The organism is Calidifontibacter indicus (assembly GCF_003386865.1).
Classification (GTDB): Bacteria; Actinomycetota; Actinomycetes; order Actinomycetales; family Dermatophilaceae; genus Yimella; species Yimella indica.
The window spans coordinates 642,280-668,616 of sequence record NZ_QTUA01000001.1 but is presented as its reverse complement, the minus strand read 5'-3'; the positions used below and the strand labels follow the sequence as shown (position 1 = coordinate 668,616).

General features: G+C 69.9%; 24 protein-coding genes and 1 pseudogene. 10 read left to right on the top strand and 15 right to left on the bottom strand.

The window, feature by feature from the left end; all coding sequences use genetic code 11:
* Window positions 1-48: 48 nt before the first annotated feature.
* The 3 genes and pseudogenes from DFJ65_RS03140 (at window position 49) to DFJ65_RS03130 (ending at window position 2,021) form a co-directional block, all read left to right on the top strand.
* Window positions 49-702 carry a GntR family transcriptional regulator gene (locus DFJ65_RS03140; RefSeq protein WP_115921765.1) on the top strand — a complete coding sequence of 218 codons (654 nt, stop codon included), beginning with the start codon at window positions 49-51 and terminating at the stop codon, window positions 700-702.
* Between the two features lie 195 nt (window positions 703-897).
* Window positions 898-1,103 (top strand): annotated as a pseudogene (locus DFJ65_RS03135) (cation efflux transmembrane domain-containing protein); the annotation flags it as partial.
* A gap of 117 nt (window positions 1,104-1,220) precedes the next feature.
* Window positions 1,221-2,021: an aminoglycoside phosphotransferase gene (locus tag DFJ65_RS03130; RefSeq protein ID WP_115921764.1), complete on the top strand. Its 801-nt coding sequence runs from the start codon at window positions 1,221-1,223 to the stop codon at window positions 2,019-2,021.
* Between the two features lie 101 nt (window positions 2,022-2,122).
* Here DFJ65_RS03130 and DFJ65_RS03125 read toward each other — a convergent pair whose 3' ends face one another.
* The 6 genes from DFJ65_RS03125 to DFJ65_RS03100 form a co-directional block, all read right to left on the bottom strand.
* Window positions 2,123-2,944, bottom strand: a complete 822-nt coding sequence (locus DFJ65_RS03125) for an SDR family oxidoreductase (protein ID WP_115921763.1) — start codon at window positions 2,942-2,944, stop codon at window positions 2,123-2,125.
* A 6-nt stretch (window positions 2,945-2,950) separates the two neighbouring features.
* The gene (locus DFJ65_RS03120; RefSeq protein ID WP_147301285.1) at window positions 2,951-4,210 is read right to left on the bottom strand and encodes a PucR family transcriptional regulator; all 1,260 of its coding nucleotides are present in this window, start codon (window positions 4,208-4,210) and stop codon (window positions 2,951-2,953) included.
* On the bottom strand, window positions 4,207-5,640 hold the full coding sequence (locus tag DFJ65_RS03115) for a phytoene desaturase family protein (RefSeq protein WP_115921761.1): 1,434 nt from the start codon (window positions 5,638-5,640) through the stop codon (window positions 4,207-4,209). Before DFJ65_RS03115 ends, DFJ65_RS03120 begins: the two co-directional genes overlap by 4 nt.
* Window positions 5,637-7,463, bottom strand: coding sequence for a DUF3556 domain-containing protein (locus DFJ65_RS03110; RefSeq protein ID WP_115921760.1), 1,827 nt, complete (start codon window positions 7,461-7,463; stop codon window positions 5,637-5,639). Before DFJ65_RS03110 ends, DFJ65_RS03115 begins: the two co-directional genes overlap by 4 nt.
* 1 nt (window position 7,464) lies before the next feature.
* Entirely contained in the window at window positions 7,465-8,943 is a 1,479-nt protein-coding gene (locus DFJ65_RS03105) for a class I adenylate-forming enzyme family protein (RefSeq protein ID WP_245949960.1), read from the bottom strand.
* 237 nt (window positions 8,944-9,180) lie between these two features.
* A complete protein-coding gene (locus tag DFJ65_RS03100) occupies window positions 9,181-9,819 on the bottom strand; it encodes an N-acetylmuramic acid 6-phosphate etherase (RefSeq protein ID WP_115921758.1) in 639 nt (212 codons plus the stop codon).
* Between DFJ65_RS03100 and DFJ65_RS03095 the strand changes: the two genes are divergently transcribed.
* Together DFJ65_RS03095 and DFJ65_RS03090 are read left to right on the top strand one after the other, a co-directional pair.
* Entirely contained in the window at window positions 9,783-10,223 is a 441-nt protein-coding gene (locus DFJ65_RS03095) for a hypothetical protein (RefSeq protein ID WP_170143933.1), read from the top strand. The genes DFJ65_RS03100 and DFJ65_RS03095 overlap by 37 nt on opposite strands.
* 103 nt (window positions 10,224-10,326) lie before the next feature.
* Window positions 10,327-10,920 carry a sunset domain-containing protein gene (locus tag DFJ65_RS03090; protein ID WP_115921756.1) on the top strand — a complete coding sequence of 198 codons (594 nt, stop codon included), beginning with the start codon at window positions 10,327-10,329 and terminating at the stop codon, window positions 10,918-10,920.
* A 73-nt stretch (window positions 10,921-10,993) separates the two neighbouring features.
* Here the strand turns inward: DFJ65_RS03090 and serS are convergent, their stop codons facing one another.
* Complete coding sequence (gene serS, locus DFJ65_RS03085; RefSeq protein WP_115921755.1) at window positions 10,994-12,304, bottom strand: serine--tRNA ligase; 1,311 nt, start codon at window positions 12,302-12,304, stop codon at window positions 10,994-10,996.
* An 83-nt stretch (window positions 12,305-12,387) separates the two neighbouring features.
* Between serS and DFJ65_RS03080 the strand changes: the two genes are divergently transcribed.
* Both DFJ65_RS03080 and DFJ65_RS03075 read left to right on the top strand, forming a co-directional pair.
* Window positions 12,388-13,305, top strand: coding sequence for a diacylglycerol/lipid kinase family protein (locus DFJ65_RS03080; protein ID WP_115921754.1), 918 nt, complete (start codon window positions 12,388-12,390; stop codon window positions 13,303-13,305).
* Entirely contained in the window at window positions 13,302-13,790 is a 489-nt protein-coding gene (locus tag DFJ65_RS03075) for an SRPBCC family protein (protein WP_115921753.1), read from the top strand. The genes DFJ65_RS03080 and DFJ65_RS03075 overlap by 4 nt, the downstream gene beginning before the upstream one ends.
* Window positions 13,791-13,880: 90 nt before the next feature.
* Here DFJ65_RS03075 and DFJ65_RS03070 read toward each other — a convergent pair whose 3' ends face one another.
* Window positions 13,881-14,321 (bottom strand): hypothetical protein, encoded by a 441-nt coding sequence (locus DFJ65_RS03070; RefSeq protein ID WP_115921752.1) that lies wholly within the window; start codon window positions 14,319-14,321, stop codon window positions 13,881-13,883.
* Window positions 14,322-14,515: 194 nt separating this feature from the next.
* On the bottom strand, window positions 14,516-14,989 hold the full coding sequence (locus tag DFJ65_RS17330) for a hypothetical protein (protein WP_170143972.1): 474 nt from the start codon (window positions 14,987-14,989) through the stop codon (window positions 14,516-14,518).
* Between DFJ65_RS17330 and DFJ65_RS17325 the strand changes: the two genes are divergently transcribed.
* Window positions 14,988-15,362: a class F sortase gene (locus DFJ65_RS17325; protein WP_170143971.1), complete on the top strand. Its 375-nt coding sequence runs from the start codon at window positions 14,988-14,990 to the stop codon at window positions 15,360-15,362. The genes DFJ65_RS17330 and DFJ65_RS17325 overlap by 2 nt on opposite strands.
* Window position 15,363: 1 nt before the next feature.
* On the opposite strand, the gene pheA is transcribed toward DFJ65_RS17325, so the two are convergent.
* Both pheA and DFJ65_RS03055 read right to left on the bottom strand, forming a co-directional pair.
* On the bottom strand, window positions 15,364-16,353 hold the full coding sequence (gene pheA / locus DFJ65_RS03060; protein ID WP_115921750.1) for a prephenate dehydratase: 990 nt from the start codon (window positions 16,351-16,353) through the stop codon (window positions 15,364-15,366).
* Window positions 16,346-16,822: a DUF4446 family protein gene (locus DFJ65_RS03055; RefSeq protein WP_115921749.1), complete on the bottom strand. Its 477-nt coding sequence runs from the start codon at window positions 16,820-16,822 to the stop codon at window positions 16,346-16,348. Before DFJ65_RS03055 ends, pheA begins: the two co-directional genes overlap by 8 nt.
* Window positions 16,823-16,858: 36 nt before the next feature.
* Here DFJ65_RS03055 and DFJ65_RS03050 point away from each other — a divergent pair, with 36 nt between their 5' ends.
* Window positions 16,859-17,488, top strand: coding sequence for a TMEM165/GDT1 family protein (locus DFJ65_RS03050; RefSeq protein WP_115921748.1), 630 nt, complete (start codon window positions 16,859-16,861; stop codon window positions 17,486-17,488).
* Between the two features lie 2,160 nt (window positions 17,489-19,648).
* Here the strand turns inward: DFJ65_RS03050 and DFJ65_RS03045 are convergent.
* On the bottom strand, window positions 19,649-20,911 hold the full coding sequence (locus tag DFJ65_RS03045) for a glycosyltransferase 87 family protein (protein WP_170143970.1): 1,263 nt from the start codon (window positions 20,909-20,911) through the stop codon (window positions 19,649-19,651).
* Window positions 20,912-21,074: 163 nt separating this feature from the next.
* Between DFJ65_RS03045 and DFJ65_RS03040 the strand changes: the two genes are divergently transcribed.
* Window positions 21,075-23,087 (top strand): hypothetical protein, encoded by a 2,013-nt coding sequence (locus tag DFJ65_RS03040; RefSeq protein ID WP_115921747.1) that lies wholly within the window; start codon window positions 21,075-21,077, stop codon window positions 23,085-23,087.
* Between the two features lie 51 nt (window positions 23,088-23,138).
* On the opposite strand, the gene mptB is transcribed toward DFJ65_RS03040, so the two are convergent.
* The 3 genes from mptB to DFJ65_RS03025 are packed head-to-tail and all read right to left on the bottom strand — an operon-like array spanning window position 23,139 to window position 26,163.
* Window positions 23,139-24,602, bottom strand: a complete 1,464-nt coding sequence (gene mptB / locus DFJ65_RS03035; protein ID WP_115921746.1) for a polyprenol phosphomannose-dependent alpha 1,6 mannosyltransferase MptB — start codon at window positions 24,600-24,602, stop codon at window positions 23,139-23,141.
* Window positions 24,599-25,288, bottom strand: a complete 690-nt coding sequence (locus DFJ65_RS03030; protein ID WP_115921745.1) for a glycosyltransferase family 2 protein — start codon at window positions 25,286-25,288, stop codon at window positions 24,599-24,601. The genes mptB and DFJ65_RS03030 overlap by 4 nt, the downstream gene beginning before the upstream one ends.
* A complete protein-coding gene (locus DFJ65_RS03025) occupies window positions 25,288-26,163 on the bottom strand; it encodes a DUF5926 family protein (RefSeq protein ID WP_115921744.1) in 876 nt (291 codons plus the stop codon). The genes DFJ65_RS03030 and DFJ65_RS03025 overlap by 1 nt, the downstream gene beginning before the upstream one ends.
* Window positions 26,164-26,337 lie beyond the last annotated feature (174 nt).

Genomic DNA, 26,337 nt, shown 5'->3' with positions numbered 1-26,337 from the left:
CTCCTCACAACTTGTATCCTAGTTGTATCCCACCGTGAGGAGAAGCCGATGTCCGCCCCGTCCGGGCGCGCCGCCGACCGCGCACACGCCTATCTACGCGAGGAGATCCTGCAGGGACGGATCACCCCGGGCACGATGCTCAGCGAGTCGGAGCTCGGCGCGCGGCTGTCGATGAGCCGCACCCCGATCCGCGCCGCGCTCACCCGATTGCAGGACGAGGGCTGGGTGACGATTTACCCGCAACGCGGCGCGCTCGTACGCGAGGTGAGCGAGCAGGAGGTGTGGGAGTCGGCGGTGGTGCGGCACGCACTGGAGTCGGCGGGGGTGCAGCGCAGCACCGCGTCATTGCGGGCGCCACTGGAGGAGTCACTGAAAGCGAACCTCGCCGCGCAGCGGGATGCGCGGGCGGACAACGACTTCGGGGCGTTCACGACGTTGGCGATGCGGTTTCATCGCGGGTTCGTCGAGATGGCCGGCAACGCGGTGATGCTGTCGGTGTACGACCGGCTGCAAGACCAGCAGGCGCTGTCGATCGTGCGCAGCTCGGGCACGATCACCGGCGACCCCGAGCAGGTGCTCGGTGAACACCGTCGGTTGTTGGACGACGCGTTGCGGGGTGACTGGGTGGCGTTCTCGACGCACCTCGATGATCACCAGACGCGCAGTCACGGGTTGGAGACGGGGTCGGTGCGGCGCGGCTGACTCGCCTGATCCGCATCTTGCCAACTGGTGCCCGTCTGGGTGCGCACACGTGGCAAGACGCGTACCCGTTGGCAAGAAGCACCCAGCGTCCAGCGACCGAACAGCCCGCACGAAGACAAGGCGACGATCCCGGCCGCGTTAGCCTCGACGAGGAGGCCGCGACGATCGTCTCGCCGCACCGCCGCGTTGCAGGCGGTCGCCGCGGCCGGAGTGATCGGGTTTGCCGGCAACGGGTCGTCGCGCGCTACCGAATTCGGGTCGGCCGGCAGATCGGATCGGCCGCACTCGTTGCCGACCGCCTTCACGCCCGCACCGACGGATTCACCTCTCTTGCAGTCGTGCTCGGCGCCGCGGGAGTCGCCGTCGGACTCCCCTGGGCCGACCCCGTCATCGGCCTGCTCGATCACCGAGGCGGGCGCGAGCCACGAGTGTCATGAGGTCTGAGATAGGGACACCTCAAACCAGATGACACTCGGCCCGGCCGGCGGGCGGCGTTCCCCCACGTACCCTTGGCCGCGATGAATCCGACCGACCACGTCCTCGACATGTTCGCCGTGCCGGGCGATCTCGAACCCCTCGCCGGCGGCCAGGGGCACAGCGTGCGCGCCGGCGACCTCGTGCTCTCCCCCGGCCGCGATCCCGAGATCCAGAGCCGGCTGAGCCCGATGCTCGCCCGGCTCGCTGTCGAGCTCGACACCCGTCCGTCGCGCCACCCGCTCGACCTGCGCATCGCGATGCCGGTGCCCGCCCGCGACCTGTCCTGGGTCGTCGACGGTTGGGCGGCAAGCAGATTCGAGCCGGGCACGCGTCCGATCACCGACCTGGCGGCCACCCGTGCGGCCGGCGCGGTCTTTCACGCCGAGCTGCAGTGTGCAGGACTCACCTGGACGCAGGTCGGCGACGACCGTTGGCAGGTCGCCGCGCGAATCGCGTTCGGGGAGTTGCCGATTCCCGACGATGCTCCGCCGTTGGTGCGCGCCCTCGCCGAGGAGCGCGACGACACCGACCTCGGACCGAACCAGTTCGTGCACGGCGACCTCACCGGCAACCTGTTGCTCGACGCGAACGGCGCGCCCGTCGTCATCGACGTGGCGCCCTACTGGCGTCCGGCGCTGTGGGCGGAGGCCGTGTGGGTGCTCGACGCCGTGATGTGGTTCGACGCCGATCCATCGGTGATGGACGAGTTCGCCACGGGTGCGCCGCGGCAGGCGATGGTGCGGGCCGCACTGTTCCGTCTGCTCAGCGACCGGCCACCGGACGTCGGCGCGTTCGAGCGGGCGCTCGGCTTGGACACGGCTCGCCCCAAGTTGGATGCGTAATACGTAGTGGGTGGCGAGTTGTGGAGCTCTACCTCCACAACTCGCCACCAAGTACACGGATCACAACCAACCCGGCGGCCCGAACCCGAGGACGGCGGAACTCAGTCGAGGAAGATGTCCTTACCCAACTGCTCCAACGGCGGACCGTACTTCGACAGGTCGGTCACACCCTCCGACTCCAGCACCTCGTCGTCGATGAAGAAGTTGCCTGTGCACGAGCGCGGGTCGCGGGTGAGGATCGCGTAGGCGGCGTCGGCGACGATCTCCGGCGACCGGCTGGTGCGCATCGCCTCGTCGCCACCAAGCAGGTTCTGCACGGCGGCGGTCGCGATGAGGGTGCGCGGCCAGAGGCTGTTGGCGGCGATGCCGGCGTCCTTGAACTCCTCGGCGAGACCGAGGGTCACCAGGCTCATGCCGTACTTCGCGATGGTGTAGCCGAGGTGTTCGCCGGCCCACTTCGGGTTGAGGTTGAGCGGCGGCGAGAGGGTCAGCACGTGTGCGTGGTCCGACTTCAGCAGGTGCGGCAGCGCGGTCTTGGCGAGCAGGTAGGAGCCGCGGCAGTTGATGTCCTGCATGAGGTCGTACTTCTTCATCGCCAGGTCGGGCGTCTTCGACAGGTCGATGGCGCTGGCGTTGTTGACGACGATGTCGATGCCGCCGAACTTCTCGACGGCCTGCTGCACCGCCGAGGCGACCGACGCGTCGTCGCGCACGTCACCGACGACGGCGAGCGCCTTGCCGCCGGCCTCTTCGATGGCGGCCGCGGCGGTGTGCACGGTGCCCTCCAGCCGCGGGTCGGGGGTGTCGGTCTTGGCCAGCAGAGCGACGTTGGCGCCGTCCTGCGCGGCGCGGACGGCGATCGCGAGGCCGATTCCGCGGCTGCCGCCGGACATCAGGATGGTGCGGTTCTTCAGGGAAGTCATCGATCCTCAGCTCTTCTGGTCGGGGGTAAGCAAGCGCTTACCCAGCAGTCTGACGCAATGCAGCGCAAGTTCAAGGTCTATCCGCCTTTCATCGAGATTCCGACCCCGCACCTCGGCCGCACGGGACAGCCGGTAGCGCATCGAATTGCGATGCAGCACAAGGGTCTCGGCGGCGGCGTTGATCGATCCGCCGGCCTGCAGAAAAATCAGCACCGTCTCACGGAGGCGCTCGTTCGTCTCATTGTCGACCGCGAGACCGCCGAGCGCTTCGGCCACCCAGAGCCGCAGTTCGCCGTCGTCGCGGGCCAGCATCGACACCGCGGCGACGCCCTCATCGCCGTAGCCGGTCACCTGGTCAGATCCCGCCAGCGCGATGTCCCGCGCGGCGAGCGCCTGCCGGTGGGTGCGCCGGAAGCCCGCCACCCCGAAGGCCGGCAGCCCAACACTCGCTCGGCCCGACGGCACCGCCGCGAGCGCCCGACGGACGGTGTCGGCCGCGAGCGGTTCGCTGCGGTTGCCGCGCGGCACCCACACCCAGGCGGTGGTGGGGTCGAGCGCGGAGAAGACGACCCGTCCGCTGCCTTGGCGGGAGGCCAGCTCGCGGCTGGCGCGCTGGAGCTCGCGCAGCGACGACTCGGCGTCGTCCGACCACAGCACCAGCCCGACGTGCTGTTGGCCGAGGTGGATGCCGGTCTCCTCGGCGAACCCGGCCGGCGGGTCTTCGCCGGCGAGCACCCGGTGCACCATGACGCTGGCCATATTGCCGGTGGCTTGGTTCCACCGCCGCTCCTCGGCCTGGTGGATCTCCAGGATCGCGACCGTCACCTTGTCGATGTACTGGAAGAAGAGGTCGCTCATGTCGTGCACCACGCGCAGCTTCGCCACCCGCGGCACGTCGAGCTGCTCGACCTCGTCGTAGAGGTAGTGCTTCACCTGGTTCTGGGCGACGAAGTAGGCGCGCACCAGCCGGTCGGCGCTCACCCCGCGCTGCGCGAGCCGTTCGGCGTAGGCCGCGGCGGGCGGCGGCACCACCACCTGCTCGATCGTCACCACCCCGGTGGCGAGCTCCATGATGAGCGAGAGGTTCGCGGCGACGCTCGCACCGAGCATCCGGCGCAACACGTCGTCGTTGGCGATCAGGTCGAGACCGGCGAGGGTTTCGGTGACGGCTTCGCAGATCTCGTTCTCCCGCACGCGCATTCGCGCACCTGCGGCGGCGAGCACCGGCGCCAGGTCGTCGTCCGGAGCCGGCCCGGCAACACTCACCGAGCGGCCCCGATCGCCGCCAACGCCGCCTGCGCCGCGCCGTAGCCGCACATGCCGTGGGCACCCGCGCCCGGCGGCGTGGCTGCCGAGCAGAGATAGACGCCGTCGACCCCGGTGGCGTACGGGTTGAGCGTCGGGCGCGGACGGAACACCAGCTGCAGCGGGTCGTTGGCGCCCGTGACGATGTCGCCGCCGATGAAGTTGGCGTTGTCGGCCGCGATCTGACCGGTGGAACGGGTCGTCATGCCGACCACCCTGTCACGGAAGCCGGGTGCGAAACGCTCGATCTGCGCGATGATCAATTCCGTTGCGTCGCCGTCGTATCCGGCGGGCACATGGGCGTACGCGTCGATCGGGTGCACGTCGCCGCTGGAGCGGGCGGGGTCGGCGAGGTACTGCTGCCCCAGCAGCACGAACGGACGCTTCGGCATCCGTCCGCGGGCGACGTCCTTCTCGGCGGCGGCGATCTGCTCGAAGGTGCCGCCGAGGTGCACGGTGCCCGCGCGCCGGGACGGTTCGTGCTGCCAGGGCACGCCACCTTCGACCGCGAACGCCACCTGGAAGGCTCCGGGCCCGTGCCGGAACCGCTCGAACGCCCGGCGCACGTGCGGCGGCAAGGCGTCGTCGCCGATGATGCGCACCGCCGCGGTGGGCGAGGTGTCGAGCAGCACGATGTCGGCGCCGGTCTCGCGGCGCACCTGCGCCAGCGACCGCACGGTGACGCCGGTCTTGACGGTGCCGCCGTGTTGTTCGAGCACGCGGATCATCGCGGCGCTGATCGCCTGCGACCCGCCGATCGCGACCGGCCAGCCGTACCGGTGTGCGGCGGTGCCGAGCGCGAGACCGATCGCCGACGACGCGAGCGAACCGAGCGGCCGGAAGGCGTGCGCGGCGACACCCGCCCAGAGCGCCTTGGCCTGCGGTGCACGGTAGAGCTTGGCGATCGCGGCGGCCGGCAGGCCCGCCCCGACGCCGAAGCGTCCGAGCGCGAGCGGGTACTTCGGCACGTGCAGCACCGGCTGCAGGAACTCCTGCGCGATGAGGTCGAAACGGTCGTCGAGCGGGCCGAAGATGCGCCGGTAGGTGGCGCCGTCCGCACCCAGCGCGGACGCCGTCCGGTCGACGTCCCGCAGAGCGGCGGCGCCGTCGCCGCCGTCCAACGGGTGCGAGTACTCGACGTCCGGCCAGCCCCAATTCAGGCCCGCCGCAGTCAGATCCACGCTGCGCGAGAACGCGGTGTCGATCGCGAGGGGATGGAAGCCGGAGCACTCGTCGTGCAGCACCCCGGGCACCGTCGCCTCGGTCGAACGGGTGCCGCCGCCGGGAGCGTCCGCGGCCTCGAGCACGGTCACCTGCACGCCGGCGAGGGCGAGGGTGACGGCGCCGGCGAGGCCGTTCGGGCCGCTCCCGACGACGACTGCGGTGGTCATGTCGTCAGACTCCCACGGACGCCCACGGACGCCCGCGGGCCGCGCGCGCCGAGTCCGGTGACGACGTCGTTCGGCACGACATAGCCCTCGCGCTGCCAGGTGACCTGGTGCCGGATCGGTCCGTCGGGCAGCCACGGCAGGGCGTCGGCGGCGTCCTTCGACAGGTAGGTGCCGCGCTCGACCACGCCGAGAGCCGCGTCGATCACCCGGTAGTCGACGTAGTTCTTGTGGATCGCCTGCGACTCGGTGAACGCGACGACCAGGTCGCCCGGCTGGTAGTTGCAGCGCTTCTGCACCGCCGCGATGAGCCGCTCGTCGTGCAGGTGACCGTCGCCGAAGTTCCAGCCGATGAGGCTGTTGCAGACGAACTCCGCCTCACGCACCGTGTAGGTCTCGACGTCGGTGTGCCGGTCGATGAGCGACAGCAGCGCACGACCCTGGGAGTGCATGCTGCGCCAGGCGATGGCCTTGCCGAGGAACATCTCGGCCAGCGGCTCGGGGAAGCCGGCCTTGACCAACTGGTCGATCTGGTTCTTCGAGGCCTTGGTGATGTTCTGGTTGAGACGCTCCTCCTTCTCGCGGTCACGGAAGGCCCAGGTGGCCGAGGCCCAGTTGCCGGCGTACTGCCGCATCGACGGCAGGAACGACACCAGGTCGGGGCGCAGGTTACCGATGATCGGGAAGATCACCGACACCGCGACGATGGCCGCGACGACACCCGGGTTCGCGTCCCAGACACCCCAGCCGTCGCCGGCCGGGTGGGCCCAGAACAGCCAGACCGCGGCGAACATGAAGAACACGTTCCACTCCAGCGGCACGGCCAGCGGGAAGGTGCTGGTGATGAACAGGTGGAAGGCCACCATCGACGCCACCGCGACGATCGTCAGCCACGGCCACGGCGAGAACAACAGGATCAACGGCATGCCGCACTCGGCGAGGGTGCCGGTGACGTGGGCGGCGAAGGTAGCCACCTTCGACGGGCGCAGGTCGTCGGGGTAGTTGCGGTAGAACGTGCGGCGCAACGTTTTCGAGGAGAACCACGGGGTGTTGCTCATCATCGGCGGGATGACGTTGGTGAAGTGCACACCCAGCTTTGAAGCGCTCGCCGCGACCCACACCACGACGATCGCGATCTTCAGCGCGACGATGAGGTCGACCTCGGACAGCACCGTGAACAGGAACATCGGCACGAGGTACTGCTCGGAGCGGGAGGTCAGGTAGACCAGCTTGTCGCGCAGACCACCGAGCAGGATCAGACCGCAGGCGGCGAGCACGGCCCAGGTCGGCAGCAGCCCGCTGGCGGCCGACACCCGATCGGTGGCCACACCCGGCACCGCCATCAGGAAGACCAGGTCGGCGATCAGCAGCCAGTAGACCGCGACGTCCCACCAGGTGCGGTGGTCGCCCGCGGTGCCCGGCACCTTGTTCGGCCATGGCGCGATGCGCAGGGTGTTGCGGCGGCCGAGGTAGAGGAAGCCGCCGATCATCGGGTCGAACTTGAAGGCCAGCGGACCCGAGGAGGAGCCCAGGCCGATGACCTCGAAGAAGACGGTCCAGACCAGCAGCTTCTGGTAGAAGATCGGCTCGGTCCACCACGACGAAAACTCCGACAACGGCCCGAGATCGCTTGTGCCCCAGGCGATGAAGAACCCGCCGACGACGTAGATGATCAGCTTGAAGATGTAAATCAGGTGGAACAGTTTCGGACTGCCGAAGCCCCAGTCGACCCAGTGCTGGGCGAGGAACTTGGTGCGGTCGAAGAACGGCATGGCCATGACCTCGTCCGGCGGAACGTCCGGGAGATCGGGGGTCTTGAGTCCCATGTCAGTTTCCTTGGTTTCCGGCGGCGAGGGCGGCATCGCTCTCGCGCAGGGCGGGTTTGCTGATCTTGCCCACGGGGTTCTTCGGCAAGGCCTCGACGACGTGGACGGCGACAGGCACCTTCACGCGGGCGAGGTGGGTGCGGCAGTGCTCACGAAGGGTCTCCTCGTCGAGCTGCGCGCCGGGGTAGGCGACGACGTACGCCACCGGCACTTCGCCGAGCACGGGGTCGGGTCGGCCGATGACGGCCGCCTCGAGCACTCCGTCGACGGCGGCGAGCACCGATTCGATCTCCTTGGGGTAGATGTTCTCCCCACCGCGGATGATCATGTCCTTGATGCGGTCGACCAGCTTGAGGTAGCCGTCGGCGTCGAGCGAACCGACATCGCCGGTGTGCAACCACCCGTCGATCACCGTCTTCGCGGTGGCCTCGGGGTTGCCCAGGTAGCCGCGCATCACGGTGGGTCCGCTGATCAACACTTCGCCCGGTTCGTCGACGTCGGCGTCGGTGCCGTCGGGGCGCACGATGCGGATCGTCTGTTCGGGCAGGGCCGGGCCGACCGTGCCGAGCTTCTGCACGCCGTCGACCGGGTTGCAGGCCGACGCGCAGGTGCCCTCGGTGAGGCCGTAGCCCTCGATCATGTTGAACCCAAAGCGTTTTGCGCTCGCTTCGAGGATTTCCTTGCTCACCGGCGCGGCGCCGCAGACGACGAACCGCAGCGAGCTGGTGTCGGGCTGCACCTCCGGCGGGAGGGAGACGAGCAGGCTGTAGATCGTGGGCACGGCGGAGAAGTAGGTCGGCCGCGCCTTCTCGACCCGGTCGAAGAAGGTGGACGGCGAGAACTGGCCGGCGATCGTGGCCCGTGCGCCGCGACGCAGCGGGGCGAGCACGCTCACCATGATCGCGTTGACGTGGAACAGCGGCAGGATCAGCAGGCTGTGGTCGTCGGCGGTGAGCTTGATGTGGTCGCCCATGATGCGACTCATCGCGTCGGTGTTGGCGTGGTCGAGCATGACGCCCTTGGGGCGGCCGGTCGATCCGCTGGTGTAGATCAGGAGGGCGAGGTCGTCGGCGCTGACGTCGACCGGCTCGGGCGCGTCGTCGGTCTCGGTGCGCATGTCGTCGACGAGAATCGTCGGCGCTCCCCCGGACGGTGCATCAGGCCCCGTCGTGATCGCGAACTTGGCACCGGAGTCGCCGACCTGGCGGGTCGCCTCGGTCTGCGTGAACGCCGGGTTGACCGGGGTGATCGCGCCGCCGAGCCGCCACGCGGCGAACATCGCCACGACGAGTTCGACCCGGTTGGGCAGGATCACGGCCAGCACGTCGCCGCGTCCGAACCCCAGCTCGCGCAGTTGGGCCGCGAAAGCGCCTACGCGCGAGTCGAGTTCGTTGAAGGTGAACGATCCGTTGTCGTCGGCGATCGCCGGGGCGTCGCCGAACCGCGCGGCCATCGTGTGGGAAAGGTGATCGAAGCTCACCTCGGACCTCCTCGTCCGTTCAGGAATTCCTAGAACGGTAGGAAGAAGTCGGATGGTGGCGTCATGGCCACGAGGTACGAATGTTAGCTACGTCACAGTGCATAGTGCACGAAGGGTGCTGCGATGGTGCACGAGTCGGGGTGGTGCAAACCGCGGATCGGTGGGATTGCGCAGTGCAAACCGCGCGTCATGGAGCGCGGTTTGCCCTACGCCACGCCGCCCAGGGCAGCCCCGAGCTCACCCCACCGCGCGCCGCACCGACCCGTCCGCCTCGCTCAACCGGCGCTCCGCTTCACCGGCGGACGCCCCCGCGAGCAGCATCACCCTCGCCACCTTGGGCCGGTTGCCCGACGCGGTGAGCGCCTCGGCCGCGACGGCCGCTTCGACCCCGGCGGCGGTCGCGACGATGCGCCGCGCCCGGTCGACGAGCTTCTCGTTGGTTGGGCGCACGTCGATCATCAGGTTTTCGTGCACCTTGCCGAGCTGCACCATCGAGGCGGTGGTCAGCATGTTGCAGACCAGCTTCTGCGCGGTGCCGGCTTTGAGCCGGGTCGAGCCGGTGACGACCTCCGGCCCGGTGACCACCTCGATCGCGACGTCGGCCACCTGCCCCACCAATGAGCCTGCGTTGCACGAGATTCCGACCGTCGAGGCACCTCGCTCGCGGGCTCGGCGCAGCGCACCGACGACGTACGGCGTGCGCCCGCTGGCCGCCAGACCCACCACGGTGTCGTGCTCACCTCGTGCACGCTCATCTCGTCGAGGCGCATCGTGCGCTCGTTGCGTTGCTCGGTTGTCAGCTGGTGCAGGTCCATCGTTGAATCCTCCCAGGAGGTTCGATGTCGGCTCTCGTGATCGATCTTGGCAAGACCACATGCCGTGGCGTGTGCGAATCGACCCGTCGCGAGGGTGCGGGCGCGCCGGGGGTGGCCGCACCGGGCGGGGTCGACGAACTCCCGGCCACGGTCACCGACGCCCGCGGGTGCGGACGGTTCGCGCCGTCCGTCGCGCGTGCGGCAGCGGACGGCGACGAGGTGGCGGCCGACATCGTCCGGCGGGCCGGTGCGGCGCTGGCCGACACCGTGCGCGCAGCCCTGCCCCGCGGCGGCCCGCTGGTGGTCGTGGGCGGTCTGCTCAACCTCGGCGATCTGCTGTGGAAACCGTTGCGGGACAACCCGACCATCGAATGGCACGAGCCCCTCGGCGATGCGATGGACGGCGCGCGACTGCTGCTCGACAGCACGTCGACGGTGCACGAACCCGCCGTCCGCCGGGCCTGAGCGCCACCCGTCGGAAAGCGGGCACGGGCACCCCGAAAAGGCCCTATGATCCAGTACATCCGCGGCCGAGGGAGTCGCGGACTCATCATGTCTCGGGGAGAAAATGTCCACCACTGCTGCGCGCCTCGGCGCTGTCACCACCGCCGTCCTCGGCGCCACCCTGCTCGCTGCGCCCGTCGCCGACGCCGCACCGACCGTCACCACCCGCACCGCGAACTTCACCGCGTCGGCCACCACCGTCACCCGCGGCACGGCCGTAACCTTCAAGGGCCAGACCCAGCGCCTGTCCGGCACCCGCTGGGTCGCGCTGCCCAACACCGTCGCCACCGTGTGGTTCGACGCCGACGGCACCGCCCCGAACAAGCTCATGGGCACGGTGCGCAGCAACAGCCTGGCGAACCTCACGGCCAAGCTGACCCCGTCGGCCAGCGGCTACTGGACCATCCGCGTCTCGCAGACCGCCACGCTCAAGCCGTCGGTGACGGTGCGTAAGTACGTGCGCGTGACGACGCCGACGTCGTACCGTCCGGCCGCCGGTTCGTGGAACTGCCCGAGCTGGGCGCCGATCAAGGGCAACCTCTCCAGCCACATCTACCACATGCCGTGGCAGCGCTACTACAGCCGCACCAAGCCGGAGATGTGCTTCGCCACCGAGGCCGCCGCGGTCAAGGCCGGCTACCGCAAGTCGAAGGTCTGATCGACCGCAGCAACAAGGAATCCGCGTGAGTTCGAAGCGAACTCACGCGGATTCTGCTTTGTCAGCCGACTGCTCAGACCGGCTTCAGCACATCGGTGCCCATGAACGGCTGCAACGCCGCCGGAACCTTCACCGAACCGTCCGCCTGCTGGTGGTTCTCCAGCAGCGCCACGATCGGACGGGTGTCGGTGAGCATCGTGCCGTTGAGCGTGGCCGCGATCTCGGGCTTGCCGTCGGCGCCGCGGTATCGCACCCCGAGCCGGCGGGCCTGGTAGGTGGTGCAGTTCGAGGTGGAGGTCAGCTCGCGGTAGGTCTCCTGCGTGGGCACCCATGCCTCGCAGTCGAACTTGCGCGCGGCCGGGCCTCCGAGGTCACCGGCGGCGACGTCGATGATCCGGTACGGCAACTCCAACCCGTCCAGCACCCGCTTCTCGATGGTGAGCAGGCGGTCGTGCTCGGCCTCGGCGTCCTCGGGACGGCAGTAGACGAACATCTCGGTCTTGTTGAACTGGTGCACCCGGAAGATGCCGCGGGTGTCCTTGCCGTACGACCCGGCCTCGCGGCGGTAGCAGGTCGAGGTGGCGGTGTAGCGCAGCGGACCGTTGCTCAGGTCGAGGATCTCGTCGGCGTGGTAGCCGGCGAGCGCGACCTCGGAGGTGCCGGTGAGGAACAGGTCGTCGGCTTCGAGCAGGTAGACCTCGTCGGCGTGGCTGTCGATGAACCCGGCGCCGGCCATCGTGCGGCGCAGCACCAGGTTGGGCACGACGAGACCGGTGAGGCCCTCCTCGCGGGCGATCTGCTGGCAGTAGGCCATCAGCGCCTGCGACAACTGCGCGCCGACACCCTTGAGGTAGTAGAACCGCGAGCCGCTGACCTTCGCGCCGCGCTCCATGTCGATCGCGCCGAGCAACTCGCCGAGCGCGAGGTGGTCGAGCGGTTCGAAGTCGAAGGTCGGCTTGGCGCCGCGCTCCTCGATGGTGCGGAAGTTCTCCTCGCCACCGGCGGGCACACCGTCGACGACGATATTGCCGACCTGGCGCATCAGCTGGTTGAAGGTCTCGCCCTCGGTGTCGGCGGCGGCGTCGAGTTCCTTGACCCGGGCGGCCAGGGCGGCGGCCTCGGTGCGGGCCTGCTCGGCCTCGGCCTCGAGCGCGGTGACGTCCTCGCCGGCCTTCTTCGCCTTGTTGAGGCGACCCATCACGGCGCCGACGTTCTTGCTGACCGACTTCTGCTGCGAGCGCAGCTGCTCGAACTCGCTGAGCGACGACCGGCGGGCCTTGTCGGCGTCCAGGATCTTGTCGACGACCGTTTCGTCCTCGCCGCGCGCACGCTGGCTGGCCTTGACGGCGTCGGGGTTCTCACGCAGGAACTTGATGTCGATCACGCGGGCCAGGCTAGTCGTTGCAGGGGGCCGGTCGCCTCCCGGATTACCGCGCGACCCCACCGGACTGGCACTCTGGGTGCGCTATGAAGCGCGCCGCCGTCGTCGTGAACCCGACGAAGATCAAGAAGATGCCCGAGTTTCGACGACACGTCGAACAGGTCATGCGTAGCTACGGTTGGGCGGCGCCGCTGTGGCTGGAGACGACGGTCGACGACCCGGGCTTCGGCCAGGCGCGGACAGCGGTCGACCAGGGCGTCGACATGGTCGCCGCGCTCGGCGGCGACGGCACGGTGCGCAACGTGGCGTCCGGCTTGTTGGACACCGGCATTCCGCTCGGCATCCTGCCGGCCGGCACCGGCAACCTGCTCGCGCGCAACCTCGGTCTGCCGGTGCGCAACCACTTCGCCGGCCTGCGGGCGGCGATGGCCGGACGCGACCGCGCGATCGACACGTTGTGCGTGCAGATCGACACCACCGGCGACGGCGAACCCGACGAGCAGGCCATCTGCACCGTGATGACCGGGTGCGGGCTCGATGCCGAGATCATGGCCTCGACCTCCGACAAGCTGAAGGACCGCGCCAGCTGGTTGGCCTACCCGATCGCCGGGCTCAAGCACATCAACGCCGGCCGCACCCCGATGCGGATCGCCTACGACGACGGCGACCTGCAGCCGATCCGTCCGCTGACCACGGTGCTCGTGGGCAACTGCGGCGAACTCACCGGCGGCGTCACGCTGATGCCCGACGCCTCGCCGGATGACGGGGCGCTCGACGTCGTCGAACTGTCGGCCAAGGGTGCGACCTGGGCGCGGCTGGTCTCGCAGGTGCTGCGGGCCGCGCGCAAGGAGACCAAGCAGGTGCGGCGCCGGACGGCATACAGCGTGCGGATCGAGTGCGCCGAACCGACCCGGGTCGAGATCGACGGCGAGGTGCACGATCACGCGCTGACCGTGCAGATCGCGGTGAAGCCGAAGTCGTTGCTGGTGCGCGTGCCGCGATGAGTCCGTCGGCCGGTGCCGACCGGTGGAGTCATGCGTACGACCCCACGTCGAAGGTCTTCCGGTTCAGTTCGTGGCATCTGCTGCCCGGCGACCCGGACGCCTTCTATGAGGAGTTGCACGACATCGAGGCATGGCCGTCGTGGTGGCCGCAGGTGCGCTCGGTCGAACCCATCGACGACCGCAGCGGCTACGTCGCCATTCGTTCGTTCTTGCCGATCACGTTGCGGCTCAAGCTGGTTGCGCTGGTCGACGACTCGGTGTCGCGCACGCTGAGGGCTTCCCTGGACGGCGATCTCACCGGCTGGTCGCGGTTCGTGGTGCAGCCCGCCGGCGAGGGCAGCCTCCTGCACTACGACCAGGAGGCGCGGGTCACCAAGCCCGGAGCGGCATCGAGGTTCGCCGGGGCGGCGCGTCCACTGCTCGTCGCCAACCACCGGTCGATGATGCGGACGGGGCTGCGCGCCCTGGTGCGCCGGGCGGGCTGACCCGCCTACACCGCAGCGTGAGTGTCATGAGGTAGGAGGTGTCCCTGGCTCGAACCTCATGACACTCACCTTCTGGGCCGGGCGGACCGATCAGAAGTAGACCTGGCAGTACTTCACCGCCACGGCGTAGGCCCGCTTGTGATGGAGCTCGAGGCGAATCTGCGCCGAGCGCGCGTTCCAGTTGTAGGTCGTGTAGATCGTCTTGGTCGACCAGGGGTTCTGCATGAACGTGACGGGGGTCCACTCCGTGCCCCACGCCCAGTTCTTCTGCAGGACGCTGTAGGCGGGCTTGTAGTAGTAGTTGGACGACTTGTAGTAGATGGGCTTCATGACGACCTTGTCGCGCACAGCCCCGTCGTAGCGGATGGCCTTGAACGACGCGAGCACGGTGCCGTCGGCGCCCTTGATCCGGCAGATCTTCGTCTGGTCTCCGGCGGCTTCGGCGCCCTGAGCGGTGACCACTCCGGCACCGCCGATCAGCCCGGCGACAGCAAGGGCCGCGCCCGCGCGCACCCGCAACTTGTTCTTCATGAGAGTTCCTCCCTGGTGATTTCCTCGCGTGGCGAGGTGTTTGTGAACCGGGAGTGCGACGGGGCTCCCCCGCGAGGAGGTTCCGTCGACTGGGAGATTCCTGACAGTCCGCCCGTCGCCGGTCGATAGACCCGCTCGACTGCACGCCCGGCCGCACCGACACGTAGACTGAGGGTGACCTCCCGGACGATTCGCTAGGACTTCACCATGCGCGCGCCCATCCGACATGCACTCGCCTCCGCCGCCGCGGCCTCGCTGCTCCTGACCGCCTGCTCGAGCGGGTCTGACGACGCCACGAGTCCGACCTCGGCCACCACCGAGGCACCGGCCGGCACTGCCGAACCGTTGGGAACGAGCGCCGACTCGACCACACCTGGATCGACCGCGACCGGCAGTTCCGCGCCGTCCACATCGTCGGCGGGCTCGTCGGCCGTCAATGGGTCGAATGGCTCGAACGGCTCGAACGGCTCGAACGGCTCGTCGGCCAGCGGCGGGGCCGGCAACACCGCCGGCGGGAGCGGCTCAACCGGCGCCAGCCGTCCGACGGTGGTGCCGAACCCGACCGACAACAGCCGTCCGACCTCGATCGCGGGCACCCGCGGCACCGGCTGCGTGCCCACCCGGGTCGACGTGCCGAGCGTCGGCATCTCCGAGCCGATCGTGGCCATGGGCACCAACTCCCAGGGCCAGATCTACCCGCCGCCGCGCACCACCATGTGGTACGACAAGTCACCCCAGCCGGGCGCCAACGGCGTTGCGGTCGTCGCCGGCCACGTCACCTACGACGGCCCCGACGACTTCTACGAACTCGACCGCGTCAAGAACGGCGCCTCGGTGACCGTGCGCTGCAGCAACGGACGCGTGTTGTCGTGGAAGGTGAGCGAGAAGCAGTCGGTGCTCAAGACGGCACTGCAGACCGACCAGCGGGTGTGGGGCGGTTCGTCGACCCCCGTCGTCGCGTTGATCACCTGCGACCGGGCCTCGAAGGTGGTCAACGGGCACCACCTGAACAACTACGTGGTCTGGGTGCGCCCGGCGTAGCTCAGCCCTGGGTGCGCAGCTGCTCCAACCAGTCCCGCGCGTCCGCGAACGACTCGTCGCTCGCGCTCGGCACCACCTCGGCGGGGCGGGCGTCGGCGCGCGGGTACGACCCGAAGAAGCGCACCCGGGCCGCCACGCGATGCAGCGACATCAGCGTCTCGGCCACGCGGGCGTCGTCGAGGTGGCCCTCGAAGTCGATCGAAAAACCGTACGACCCCATCGCCGCCCCGGTCGGACGCGACTCGAGGCGGGTCATGTTGATGCCACGGGCCGCGAACTGCTCCAGCATCTCCAGCAGACCGCCGGCGTGGTCGTCGTGCTGAAAGAGCATGATCGTCGTCTTGTCGGCCCCGGTCGCGGCGGGCAGGTGTCCAGGCCCGGATACGACCACGAACCGGGTCACCGCCGACGCGTTGTCCCCGATGTCCGAGGCGAGCACCTCGAGCCCGAAGGTGTCGGCGGCCATCCGTGCACACACGGCCGCTTGGTAGGTCAGGTCGTCGAGGCCGCTCAGATCCTCCGCCGCAGCAGCCGTCGAGAGAGTCGGAACGTAGTGTGCCGCAGGAAGATTCGCTTCCATCCAACCCCGCACCTGCGCCCAGGCGTGCGAGTGGGAACCGACGGCGCGCACCGACTCGAGGGTCGTGCCCGGTCGCGCGGCCAGCACGAAGGTGATCGGCACCAGTACCTCCGCTCGGATGTACAACTCGTCGCGGGCGTTCAGCGCGTCGAGGGTGGCGGAGACGCCGCCTTCGACGGAGTTCTCGATCGGCACGACGCCGAGATCGATCTCGCCGGCCTGCACCGCATCGAGCACCGCCGTCACCGTCGCGAAAGGCACGGACGCGTCCAATCGGTCTGCAGCGCCGACGGATTCGAGGTGGGCGGCGAGGGCCGCCTGGGTGAAGGTGCCGCGCGGGCCGAAGTAGCCGTACGTCGTCTCGTTGCTCACTTGCTGCCCTTCGGGTGGGGTCGGTCGCGGGTCACGCATTCCGGGAGTCCTTACGGGCGGCGGCGAGGGCCTGCCGCTCCTCGGGGCTGAGGGTGATCTCGCTGCGTCCGTCGATCACACCCTTGGCGTAGGTGCGCGATTCGCCGCGGGCGTGGATCGAGGAGATCACCAGTCCGTCGCCGGAGTCGTCGAGGATCGCGGCCGAGAACGACAGCCGTCCGCCCATGTCGCCGAACGCGTCGTAGCGCACCACCGACACGTGCCGCAGGCCCGCGGCGACGTGGTCGCCGACGGCGTCGACCCGTCCGCCGAGCGCGGTGACGCGATGGTCGAGCGCGGTGATGCGGTCGTGCTCACCGCGCAGCACCGTGGTCACGTCGTGCGGGTCTGACCCGCCCCACAGCACCTCGACATTGCGTTGCACCGCGCGCAACCGCAGCACCGCCACCGCGGCCACGACGAGCGCCACCACGGCGACGACGAGCGCGAGGACGGCGAGTGTGGTCACGAAGGCAGGTTAGTGGGCCGTTAGCCTTGGCCCGCCATGGATCTCGCGCTGACCCTCACCGTCTTCACCACACTCTTCGTCCTCGAACTCCCGGACAAGACCTTCATCGCCACCCTCGTGATGTCGACGAAGTACCGTCCGCTGCTCGTCTGGATCGGTGTGGTCGCCGCATTCCTCGTGCAGACGGTCGTCGCGGTCGCGTTCGGTGGACTGCTCGGCCGACTGCCCGAAGACCCGGTGCACGCCGTCGTCATGGTGCTCTTCCTCGTCGCCGGCATCCTGCTGATCCGCGGCGCCTCCCACGCCAAGGAGGAGGAGGAAGAGGCCGAGGAGGAGTTCGGCGAGAAGGTGACCCGTGAGGCCAAGGGCTGGCACGTCATCACCACCAGCTTCCTGATCCTGTTCCTCGCCGAGTGGGGCGACCTGTCGCAGTTGGCGACCGCCGGATTCGTGGCCCGCGGCGGCAACCCGTTCGCTGTCGGCATCGGCGCCTTCGCGGCCCTCGCCCTCGTCTCCGGGCTCGCCGCGCTGCTCGGCAAGACCCTGCAGGGACGTCTGCCGCTGGCTCTCATCCGCCGCATCGCCGGTGTCATCTGCCTGTTCTTCGCGGTGACGATGGCGCTGCAGTTGGCCGGGGTCGAGATGCCGGGCTGGCTGCCGGTCTGATTCGGGTTCGACTCGGGCTCGCTTCGCGAGCGCGGCTCACGCACGCAAACCCCCGGCTCAACCACCGAGACACGCAGCCCACCCAGCGAACACCCCAACCGACCCGATCACGCCCGTGCGCGCCCGTCCGCAGTTCGTAGGAACACAGGACCGCCACCTACGCTGTCCGAATGCTGCGCCGCTGGATCCTGATCACCGCGTTCACGGTGGTCGCGTATCTCGCGGCGTCCATCGCCTGGTCGGCGGTGCAGGCGCGCCCGCCGGTGCAACCGGTCGGCGACCAGCCCGGCCCGCTGATCGTCGTCTCGGCCCCGGGGCTCACCTTCGACGACACCCCGCAGGCCCGCACGTCCGCGCTGTGGGACCTGGCCCGCGAGGGCGCCGTCGGCGCGATGACCACGCGCGGCCTGTCCGACCACAGCTGCTCCGCGCAGAGCTGGCTGACGTTGTCGGCCGGCGTGCGCACCACCTTGTGGAAGTCGGTGCGGGCGGTGCCCGGGTCGCTGCCCACGCAGGCGTGCCCGGTCGCGCCCGAGCCGACGGCTCTCGGCAGCGGCATGGCCAAGCACCTGCAGTGGACGAAGTGGCGCACGACCACCTTGAGCCGCACCCAGCCGGCCAATATCGGCGCGCTGGCCACCCTGCTCGCGCCGTCCGGCAGTAGTAAGTGTGTCGCCGCGGCCGGACGCGACGCGGCGCTCGGCGCCGCCGACACCAACGGTGTCATCTCCAACTACACGCCCGACCCCTACCAAGTCGACGTCAACCTGTGCGATGTCACGTTCATCAGCCTCGACCGCCCCGACGACGCGTTCCTGCGGCGCATCCTCGACAGCGCCCCGCCCCGGGCCACGATCATCGTGGGGTCGTTCGCCGACGACGCCGGCCCCGAACGCCTGCATCCGGTGGTCGTCGTCGGCCCCGGTGTGCAGCACGGCCTGCTGACCTCGGCCTCGACCCGGCAGCGCGGCATGGTGCAACTGGTCGACCTGTCGGCGTTCATGTTCTCCCGCGCCGGAACGAAGGCGGTCAACCTGCCGGAGGGACGCAACCTGCTGGTGCAGCCGTCCGGTTCGCCGACCGCGCCGGTGCTGCGCAGCGGCGAGATCAGTCACGCGCTGCAGGTGCAGCACGCGGCGGTGGGCCCGTTCCTCATCGGCTTCTACGGCGCCGTGATCATGCTGTTGCTGGTCGGCGTCGCCGGGGCGATCCTCGCCGCGCGGCTGAGCATGGAGAAACAACGCCAGGCCGCCCACCACTTCACCGCGTTCGTCGCGGCCACCGCCGTCGCGATGCCGGTCTCCACCTGGCTGGTGAACCTCTACCCGTGGTGGCGGCACGACGATCCGACGAAGATCCTGTGCTCCGGCATCGTGCTCATCGCGGTGGCGCTCGCGGCGTTCGCCCGGCTCGGGCCGTGGCGGCGCTGGACCGGCGGCTCGACCGCGACGCTCTGCCTGGTCACCGCATCGGTCATCGCGCTCGACGTCACCCACGGCGACGACCTGCAGTTCCTGTCGATCATGGGCCTGCAGCCGGTGTACGGCGGACGCTACTTCGGCATGGGCAACGTCGGGTTCGCGTTCTTCGCGACGTCGGCGCTGATGTTCGCCGCGATCGTCGCCTCACCGCTGGCCCAGGGCGACCGCGGACGCCACGGGCTGGCCGCGCTCACCGTCCTCCTCGTCGGGGCCGCCGCGATCCTCGTCGACGGCTACCCCGGCTGGGGTGCGGAGGCCGGCGGGCCGATCGCGATGCTGCCGGCGTTCGCCTACCTGGCGATCAACGCCGCCGGTTGGCGGCTGACCTGGCTGCGGTTCCTGCTCGTCACGGCCGCGGCGGCGGCGGTCGTCTTCGTCATGGCCGCGCTCGACTACCTGCGCGGACCGAGCCAGCGCACCCACCTCGGCGACTTCTTCGCCCAGGCCGTCGTGCACGGCAACTTCTCCCGCGTCGAACGGGTCTGGCAGGCCAACTGGAACATGATGACCGACAACCCCGCGGCGCTGTTGGTGCCGGCGATCCCGCTGCTGCTGGCCTACGTGCTGCTGCGTCCGCAGTCGCGGTTGGCCCAGCCGCTGCGTCCGATCTTCGACCGGTTGCCGGTGCTGTCGAACGGCATGGCGGCCGTCACCGTGTGCTGGGTGATCGGGTTCGCGGTCAACGATACTGGCGTTGGGATTCCCGCAGCGGGTCTGATGCTTCTGGCTCCACTGGTGCTGATGCAGCGGGCTCGGATCGCTGCCACGCCCCGATCGCAAGTAGCGCCGCAAGAGCCGCGATGACGTAGCTGTTGGCCGGGATCTGCCACAGGTTGATCGGCCATTGGGTGGCCTTGTCGCCGGGCGAGTTCATCGCCCAGAACGCCCACCACGGCCACTTCAACAGGTAGATCAGGAACAGTGCACCCACCGCCGCCAGCCGCTTGCGGTCGCCGTGCGCCAACCGGATCAGCACCGCGAAAACCACCAGCAGCCAGTCGTGGTGGTGGATCCACGAGACCGGCGAGATGAGCACGGCGACCAGTCCGACCGCGGCCACCGCGGTGACCGGCCGGTTCAGTTCGTGGGCCCGCGCGGCGATGCGCATCCCGACGATCAGGACGGCGATCACGAGCACCGCCCAGATCAGCGAACCGAGCGTGTTGTCGCCGCGCAGGCGGTAGATGACGCCGCGGATCGACTGGTTCGAGACGCCCGCGTTGCTGCCGAGTCGCTCGGGATCGAGCAGCGCCCCGAACCAGAAGTCGATCGAGGTCTGGAAGTCGATCGCCGCGGCGAAGAGCGTGAGCCCGGCGGCGGTGCCGACCGACGTCCAGAACGCGCGCCACTGCCGGGTGACCGCGAAGTAGACGATGAAGATCGCCGGGGTCAGCTTGATCGCGGCCGCGAACCCGACCAGCACGCCGTACGGCACCTTGCGCAACGGCCGCCACCGGGTGAGGTCGGCCAGCACCAGGAACACCAGGAACGCGTCGACCTGCCCGAACCGGAAACCGTCGGTCACCGGCAGCATCTGGAAGCCGATCGCCATCGCCAGACCGAAGGTGAGCGGACGCCACCATTCCGGCTTGCGCCACCAGCGCGCCCCCACGATCCAGACGATCGCGATGTTGGTGAGCGCCTGCAGCGCGTACCAGATCCAGCCGACCACATGGAACGGCAACAACGCCAACGGCACCGCCATCATCGACGGGAACGGCGGGTAGGTGAACGGCAGCAGCTGCGGCGGCGGGGTGAGCGACTCGTAGACCGGTCGCCCGATGAGGTGGGAGACGCCGGCGTTGCGGTAGACCTCCAGGTCGACCTGCCAACGCCCGGGCCGGGCGTCGATGAGGTGCAGCCAAACCAGCGGGGCCAGGGAGAGGAGCATCAGCGCGATCCCGCCGACCCAGGCGAGGCGGCGGCGGGTCGAGTCGGTCACCCGCACATTGTGCCTGCATCCCCACCTGGCGAGAGTTTGCAGGGCCGTGCACCTGCGTCGCGTGTCGCGCAAACTTTCGGCGGGAGGGGGCCTGCGAGAGTCTGCAAGGTGGGGCAGTTGCGTCGCGTGTCGCGCAAACTTTCGGCGCATCTACGCTGGGCGCATGACCCGCCGGTACTCCCTCGTTGTGCTGGCGGCCGTGCTGGCGTTCGCTGCACTGCTCGGGTTCGTCAACCTGGTCGACAAGCCGCCGCGCCGCACCCAACTGGCCACCGACCACTCGATCGTGGTCATCGCGGCGCCCGGGTTGCGCTGGGCCGACGTCACCTCAACCGGTTACGCCGACCTGTGGGCCACCCTCGACTACGGCGCGATCGGCTCGGTCATCCCGCGCGGCGGGGTCACCGGCACCTGCTCCAGCGACGCCTGGCTGAGCCTGTCCGCCGGACGCGGGGTGACGGTGCCGTCGTGGTGTGCAAAACCGCCGGCCCCGACGGGCGGCTCCATCGCCGGTTGGTCGAGCCGGCGCACCGACAAGGCCCCGATCGGGTTGCTCGCCGACCGCTACCGGGCGGCCGGCAAGTGCGTCGCCGCGGTCGGTCCGGGCGCGGCGCTGGGCGCGGCCGACTCCGCCGGCAAGGTCGGTCACTACACCGCGAAGGTCGCCGGCGCGTCGTACTCGCAGTGCGCGCTCACCCTCGTCGACGCGTCCGAGGGCTCGGCGCACACCACGATGGCCCAGCTCAACACGGCCTTCTCTGCCATCCCGTCCTCGGCCACCGTCATCATCACCGGGCTGTCCGACGGCCCCGGGGTGAAGGACGCGGGCGACGCGCGGCTGCGCTCGCTGTTCGTGCTCGGCAACAGCGTCAAGCACGGCACCCTCTGGTCGGCGTCGGTGCGCCAGCCGGGCATCGTGCAGTTGCCCGACCTGACCGCCACCCTCCTCTCGGCGCTCGGCCCGGTGCCCGATCAGGTGCAGGGGTCGCCGCTGCAGGTCGCCGCCAACCAGACGCCGTCGGCCACCCTGGTGAAGCAGGCCCGGTCCGCCGACACCCAGTTGCGCGGCGTGTGCGACCTGACCGTGCCGTTCTTCGCCGGCTGGGGGCTGCTCGGCCTGCTGCTCGGGGTGGGTCTGTGGCGATGGCGCGCCGCCGTGCCGACCTGGCTGCCGCCGACCCTCACCTGGTGGACGGCGGTGCCCGCAGCCACCTTCCTCGCCGGGCTCTCGCCGTGGCCGTCGTGGCCCGCGCCGTCGCTCTGGCTGGTGATCTTCACCGCGCTCTACGCCGGGGTGATCACCGGCATCGCCTACGCCGGCCGGTGGCGGCGGACGGTGACCGGCCCGGTGATCGCGGTGGCCGCCGCGACCTGGGTGGTGCTCGCCGTCGACGTGATGCACGGATCGCGGTTGCAGTTCAGCGGATTGCTCGGGCTGCAGCCGATCAACGGCGGGCGCTTCTACGGGATGGGCAATGTCGGGTTCGCGCTGTTTGCGACCAGCGCGGTGGTGGCGGCCGGGCTCGGCGCGGGCGCCCTGCTCGAACGCGGGGAGGCCAGGCTCGCCGCCTGCACCCTCGCGCTGGCCGGGGTCGCCACCGTCGTCATCGACGGCTGGCCGGGGTGGGGCGCCGACTTCGGTGGACCGCCGGCGGTGGTGCTGGCGACGGTCGTGCTTGTGGCGCTCGCCCTCGGGGTGCGGATGCGGTCGCGGTTGGTGCTGCTCGCGGCCCTCGGGGCCTTCCTCGTGGCGGCGCTGCTGGCCTTCGCCGACTGGCTGCGCCCGGCCGAATCTCGCACTCACCTGGGCAAGTTCGTGCAGCAGGTGCTCGACGGCGACGGGCTCGGCGTGGTCGGCGACAAGCTCGGCGCCAACCTGAAGCTGGTCTTCGGCACGCCGTTCAGCCCGCTGGTGCCGATCGCTTTGATCGCGCTGATCTGGATCGTCGCCAAGCCCACGTCGAAGCCCGGCGCGGCGCTCGACGTCGCCCTCCGCAGCGTGCCGTTCGCCCGGGAGACCCTCATCGGGCTGCTGGTGCTCTGGACCGTCGGCTTCGCCATGAACGACTCCGGTCTTGCGCTGCTGCTCAACGGAATCGGGCTCGCGCTGCCGCTCGCGATGACGCTGGCGGCGCACCGGTTGCGCCGCGATCAGGACCACACGATCCACATCTGAGCTACACCCGTAGTAAAGGAAAGTGGTCGCTGTTGCGACCACTTTCCTTTACTACGGGTGTGGAGTCGGCTCGGATGATGACGCGCGGGCGGATGACCGACGCCACGCCACCGCGGCGAGAGCCAGCAGCGAGGCCCAACAGACGTACGGCGTGACGTTGGAGCGGAAGCCGAGCGTCCAGTCCTGCACGGACGGCGCGATGCCGACCGCGCGACCGGGCGCGTAGGCGAGCGTCATGAACAGGTGCCGCACCACGAGGATCGCGTCCCACACGAACGGCACGAGCAGCGGCAGCAACATCCAGGTGACGGCGTCGTACCAGGGCAGCGAGTAGGGCGCCAGCAGCACGTACGCGGTCATCAGCACGAAGGTCAGCGTCACCGCCTCGCGGGTCGCCCCGTCGGTCACCCCGTCGGCCAGACCGAGCCGGTGCACCAGGCCGTAACCCACCCACGCGAAGCCGATCATCAACACTGCCGCGAGCACGAAAACGATGGTGGTCACGCCCCATTCGGGCATGAAGTGGCGCAGCCCGCGGATCACCGGCGACCAAGGCGAGGCGTACGAGAACGACCCGCCGGCCGCCTTCAGTTGGCGCAGCACGTGCGGCCCGGCGATGACGTACGCGGGCACGACCACGAGCGCGAACCCGGCGGCCAGCCGTGCCGCGCGCTGGCCGAACTGCGAGCGGTCGACCGACCGCCACGCCCACAGCACCGCGAGCAGCACCACGCCGTACGTCACCTTGGTGGCGAACGCCGCTCCGACGAAAACTCCTGTCGCCAGCGGGTTTCGGTGCATCGCCCAGAGCGCGGCGAGCACGAACGCGCCGGCCAACAGATCGACGTGGGCGCCGAGCACGAGGGTGGCGAAGACGAGCGGGTTGAAGGTCCAGAGCACGTCGACGCGCCGGCGCAGGTCGCCGGTCGACGCGACCTGCAGCAGCAGCCAGCGCACCGCCAACCAGGCGAGCACGATGAGCCACTGCCACACCCAGACGGTGTCGCGCAGGTTGTCTCCACCGAGCGCCGAGCACAGCGATTGGAACGCCGTGGCGACCGGACCGTAGACGCTGGGGGTGTCCTGCCAGGGGGCCTGCACCGCGCCCGCCACCGGGTCGAGGCCGTCGCGCCACTTGATCGGCGACTCGACGTAGGGGTCGGCGCCGCCCATCGCGATGCGGCCGTACGCGGCGTAGTTGATGTGGTCGGCCGAGCCGATCGGACCGGTGAGCAGGGCCGTCGCGCCGACGAAGGCGACCAGCCCCCAGTGCGCCACGCGCCGCGGTGCCTGCCAGAGTCCGACGAGCACGCCCAGGGCCGCCGCGATGTAGGCGGCGAACAGCAGGGTCGTCACGACCGTCGAGTTCGGGTACCACGCCACCAGCACACCGGGCGAGAAGTCGCCCGACCCGAGCGGCGGTTTCGCCGCCGATGACCGGCCCGCCCCGACCAGCCACATCAGCCCAAAAGCCAACAGCAGCAACGGGATTCGCGAGCGGCGCAGCAGCGTCATCGTCGGCGCCTCAGCGCGAACCACACGTCGCGGAACTGCGCCGCACGGTGCAGCTTCGCGCGCAGGTCGGTGCCGGTGACGCGGTGGTGCAGTTCGACCGGCACCTCCTCGACCCGCAGTCCGGCGTTGAGCACGTCGATCGTCATGCCGACCTCGACGCCCCAGCCCGAGGCGAACGGCAAGGCGGCTTCGAGGGCGGCCGGGTTGAGGCAGCGCTGCCCCGACAACGGTTGTTCGACGCGGCGTCCGGTGGCCTGCTCGATGCCGTCACGGGCCAGGCGCACCACGCGTCCGCTGCCGCCGCCGGCGGTCTTCTGCTTCGGCAGGTTCGCGATCGTGAGGTCGGCAGCACCCTCGAGCACCGGCTCGACGATCGGGGTGATCGCCCCCGCGGAGTCCTCGAGGTCGGCGTCGACGAACAGCACGGGGCTGCGGGCGTAGCCGAGCTGCTGGGCGTACTGCACCCCGGTGGCCATCGCGGTGGCCTTGCCCATGGTGTGCGGGTGCCGGCTGACGTAGGCGCCCGCGTCGGCGGCCAGCGTGGCGGTCTCGTCGGCCGACCCGTCGTCGACCACGATCACCGTCATGGTGTGCGGCAGCGCGGCCACCGCACGCACGGTGGAACTGATCCGTTCGGCCTCGTCCTTGGCCGGGACGATCGCGACGACTCCGTGCCGGACCGGCATCAGCGCAGGGTGATCTGGCGGCTCACGACACCGTTGCGGGCGCGCCGCTCCTCGGGCGTCAGGGGCGTGTCGACGGCGAGCGCGCGCTCGAAGCGCTGCGCGAGTTCGCCCATGGCACAGTCGTGTTCGGCCGCTTCGGTCGCCGCGTCGACCTCCCACACCGGCACCAACAGGCCGTACGCGCGGAACGCGCCGAGCAGGCGTCCGTCGCCCAACCCGCTCTCGCCGGCGGCGTGCAAGCGGGCGAGCGCGTCGGTCGCGCGGTTCTCGTCGGCCTCGAGGATCCACCGCACGTAGGTGCGCTGGCCGATGCGGCACCAGTAGGCCGACGGCACGTCCTTCATCCGGACGGTGGGCGACACCGACTCGTTGGCGCGGTCCATCGACGCGCGGCCTTCTTCGTCGAGCTCGGCCTCGTCGAGCCAGAAGTCGAAACCCTCCTGCACGGTGACCTCGAGCGCGTCGGAACGCACGAGGTCCTGCATCCGGGGGCTGTCGGCGGTGGCCTTCGGCGGGTACTCCAACGGCATGCCGTCGGGCAGGGCCAGGGCCGCACGCACGACCTCGCCGAGGTCGCGGGAGGCGTCGCCCGACCCGGTGAGCGACTGGATCGCGACGAACACGTCGCCGTTGTCACGCTTCATCGCCGGCCACGCCATCGGCAGCACGGTGGCGAGCGTGATGTCGTGGCTCGCGCCGTCGACCTCGACCGTCACCGGAGCGGTGGCCGCCGGCACGATCTCGCGCATCGCGACCCATTGCGCTTCGTCCGGGAGGTCGGCGAACGGTCGACCGACGTACGGAACCGGCTTCACCTTCTGCTGCTTGGTGCCGGCTGCCTTGTTCTCTGCTTTGCGACGCGAGGCCTTGCCCATGATCGGTCAGCGTACCGGCCGGTTCGGGGGCGGCGGCGGGCGCGTTACGGCAAACGGGAGGACCGCCCGTTTCGTGTGCCGACCTTCGAAACCGAAACTCGCCGGAACGCCGTCCGCGCCGCTAGTCTGGTGATCGCGCTCCTGCGCTACCGCTCCGCTGCCAGGCCGGTCGGA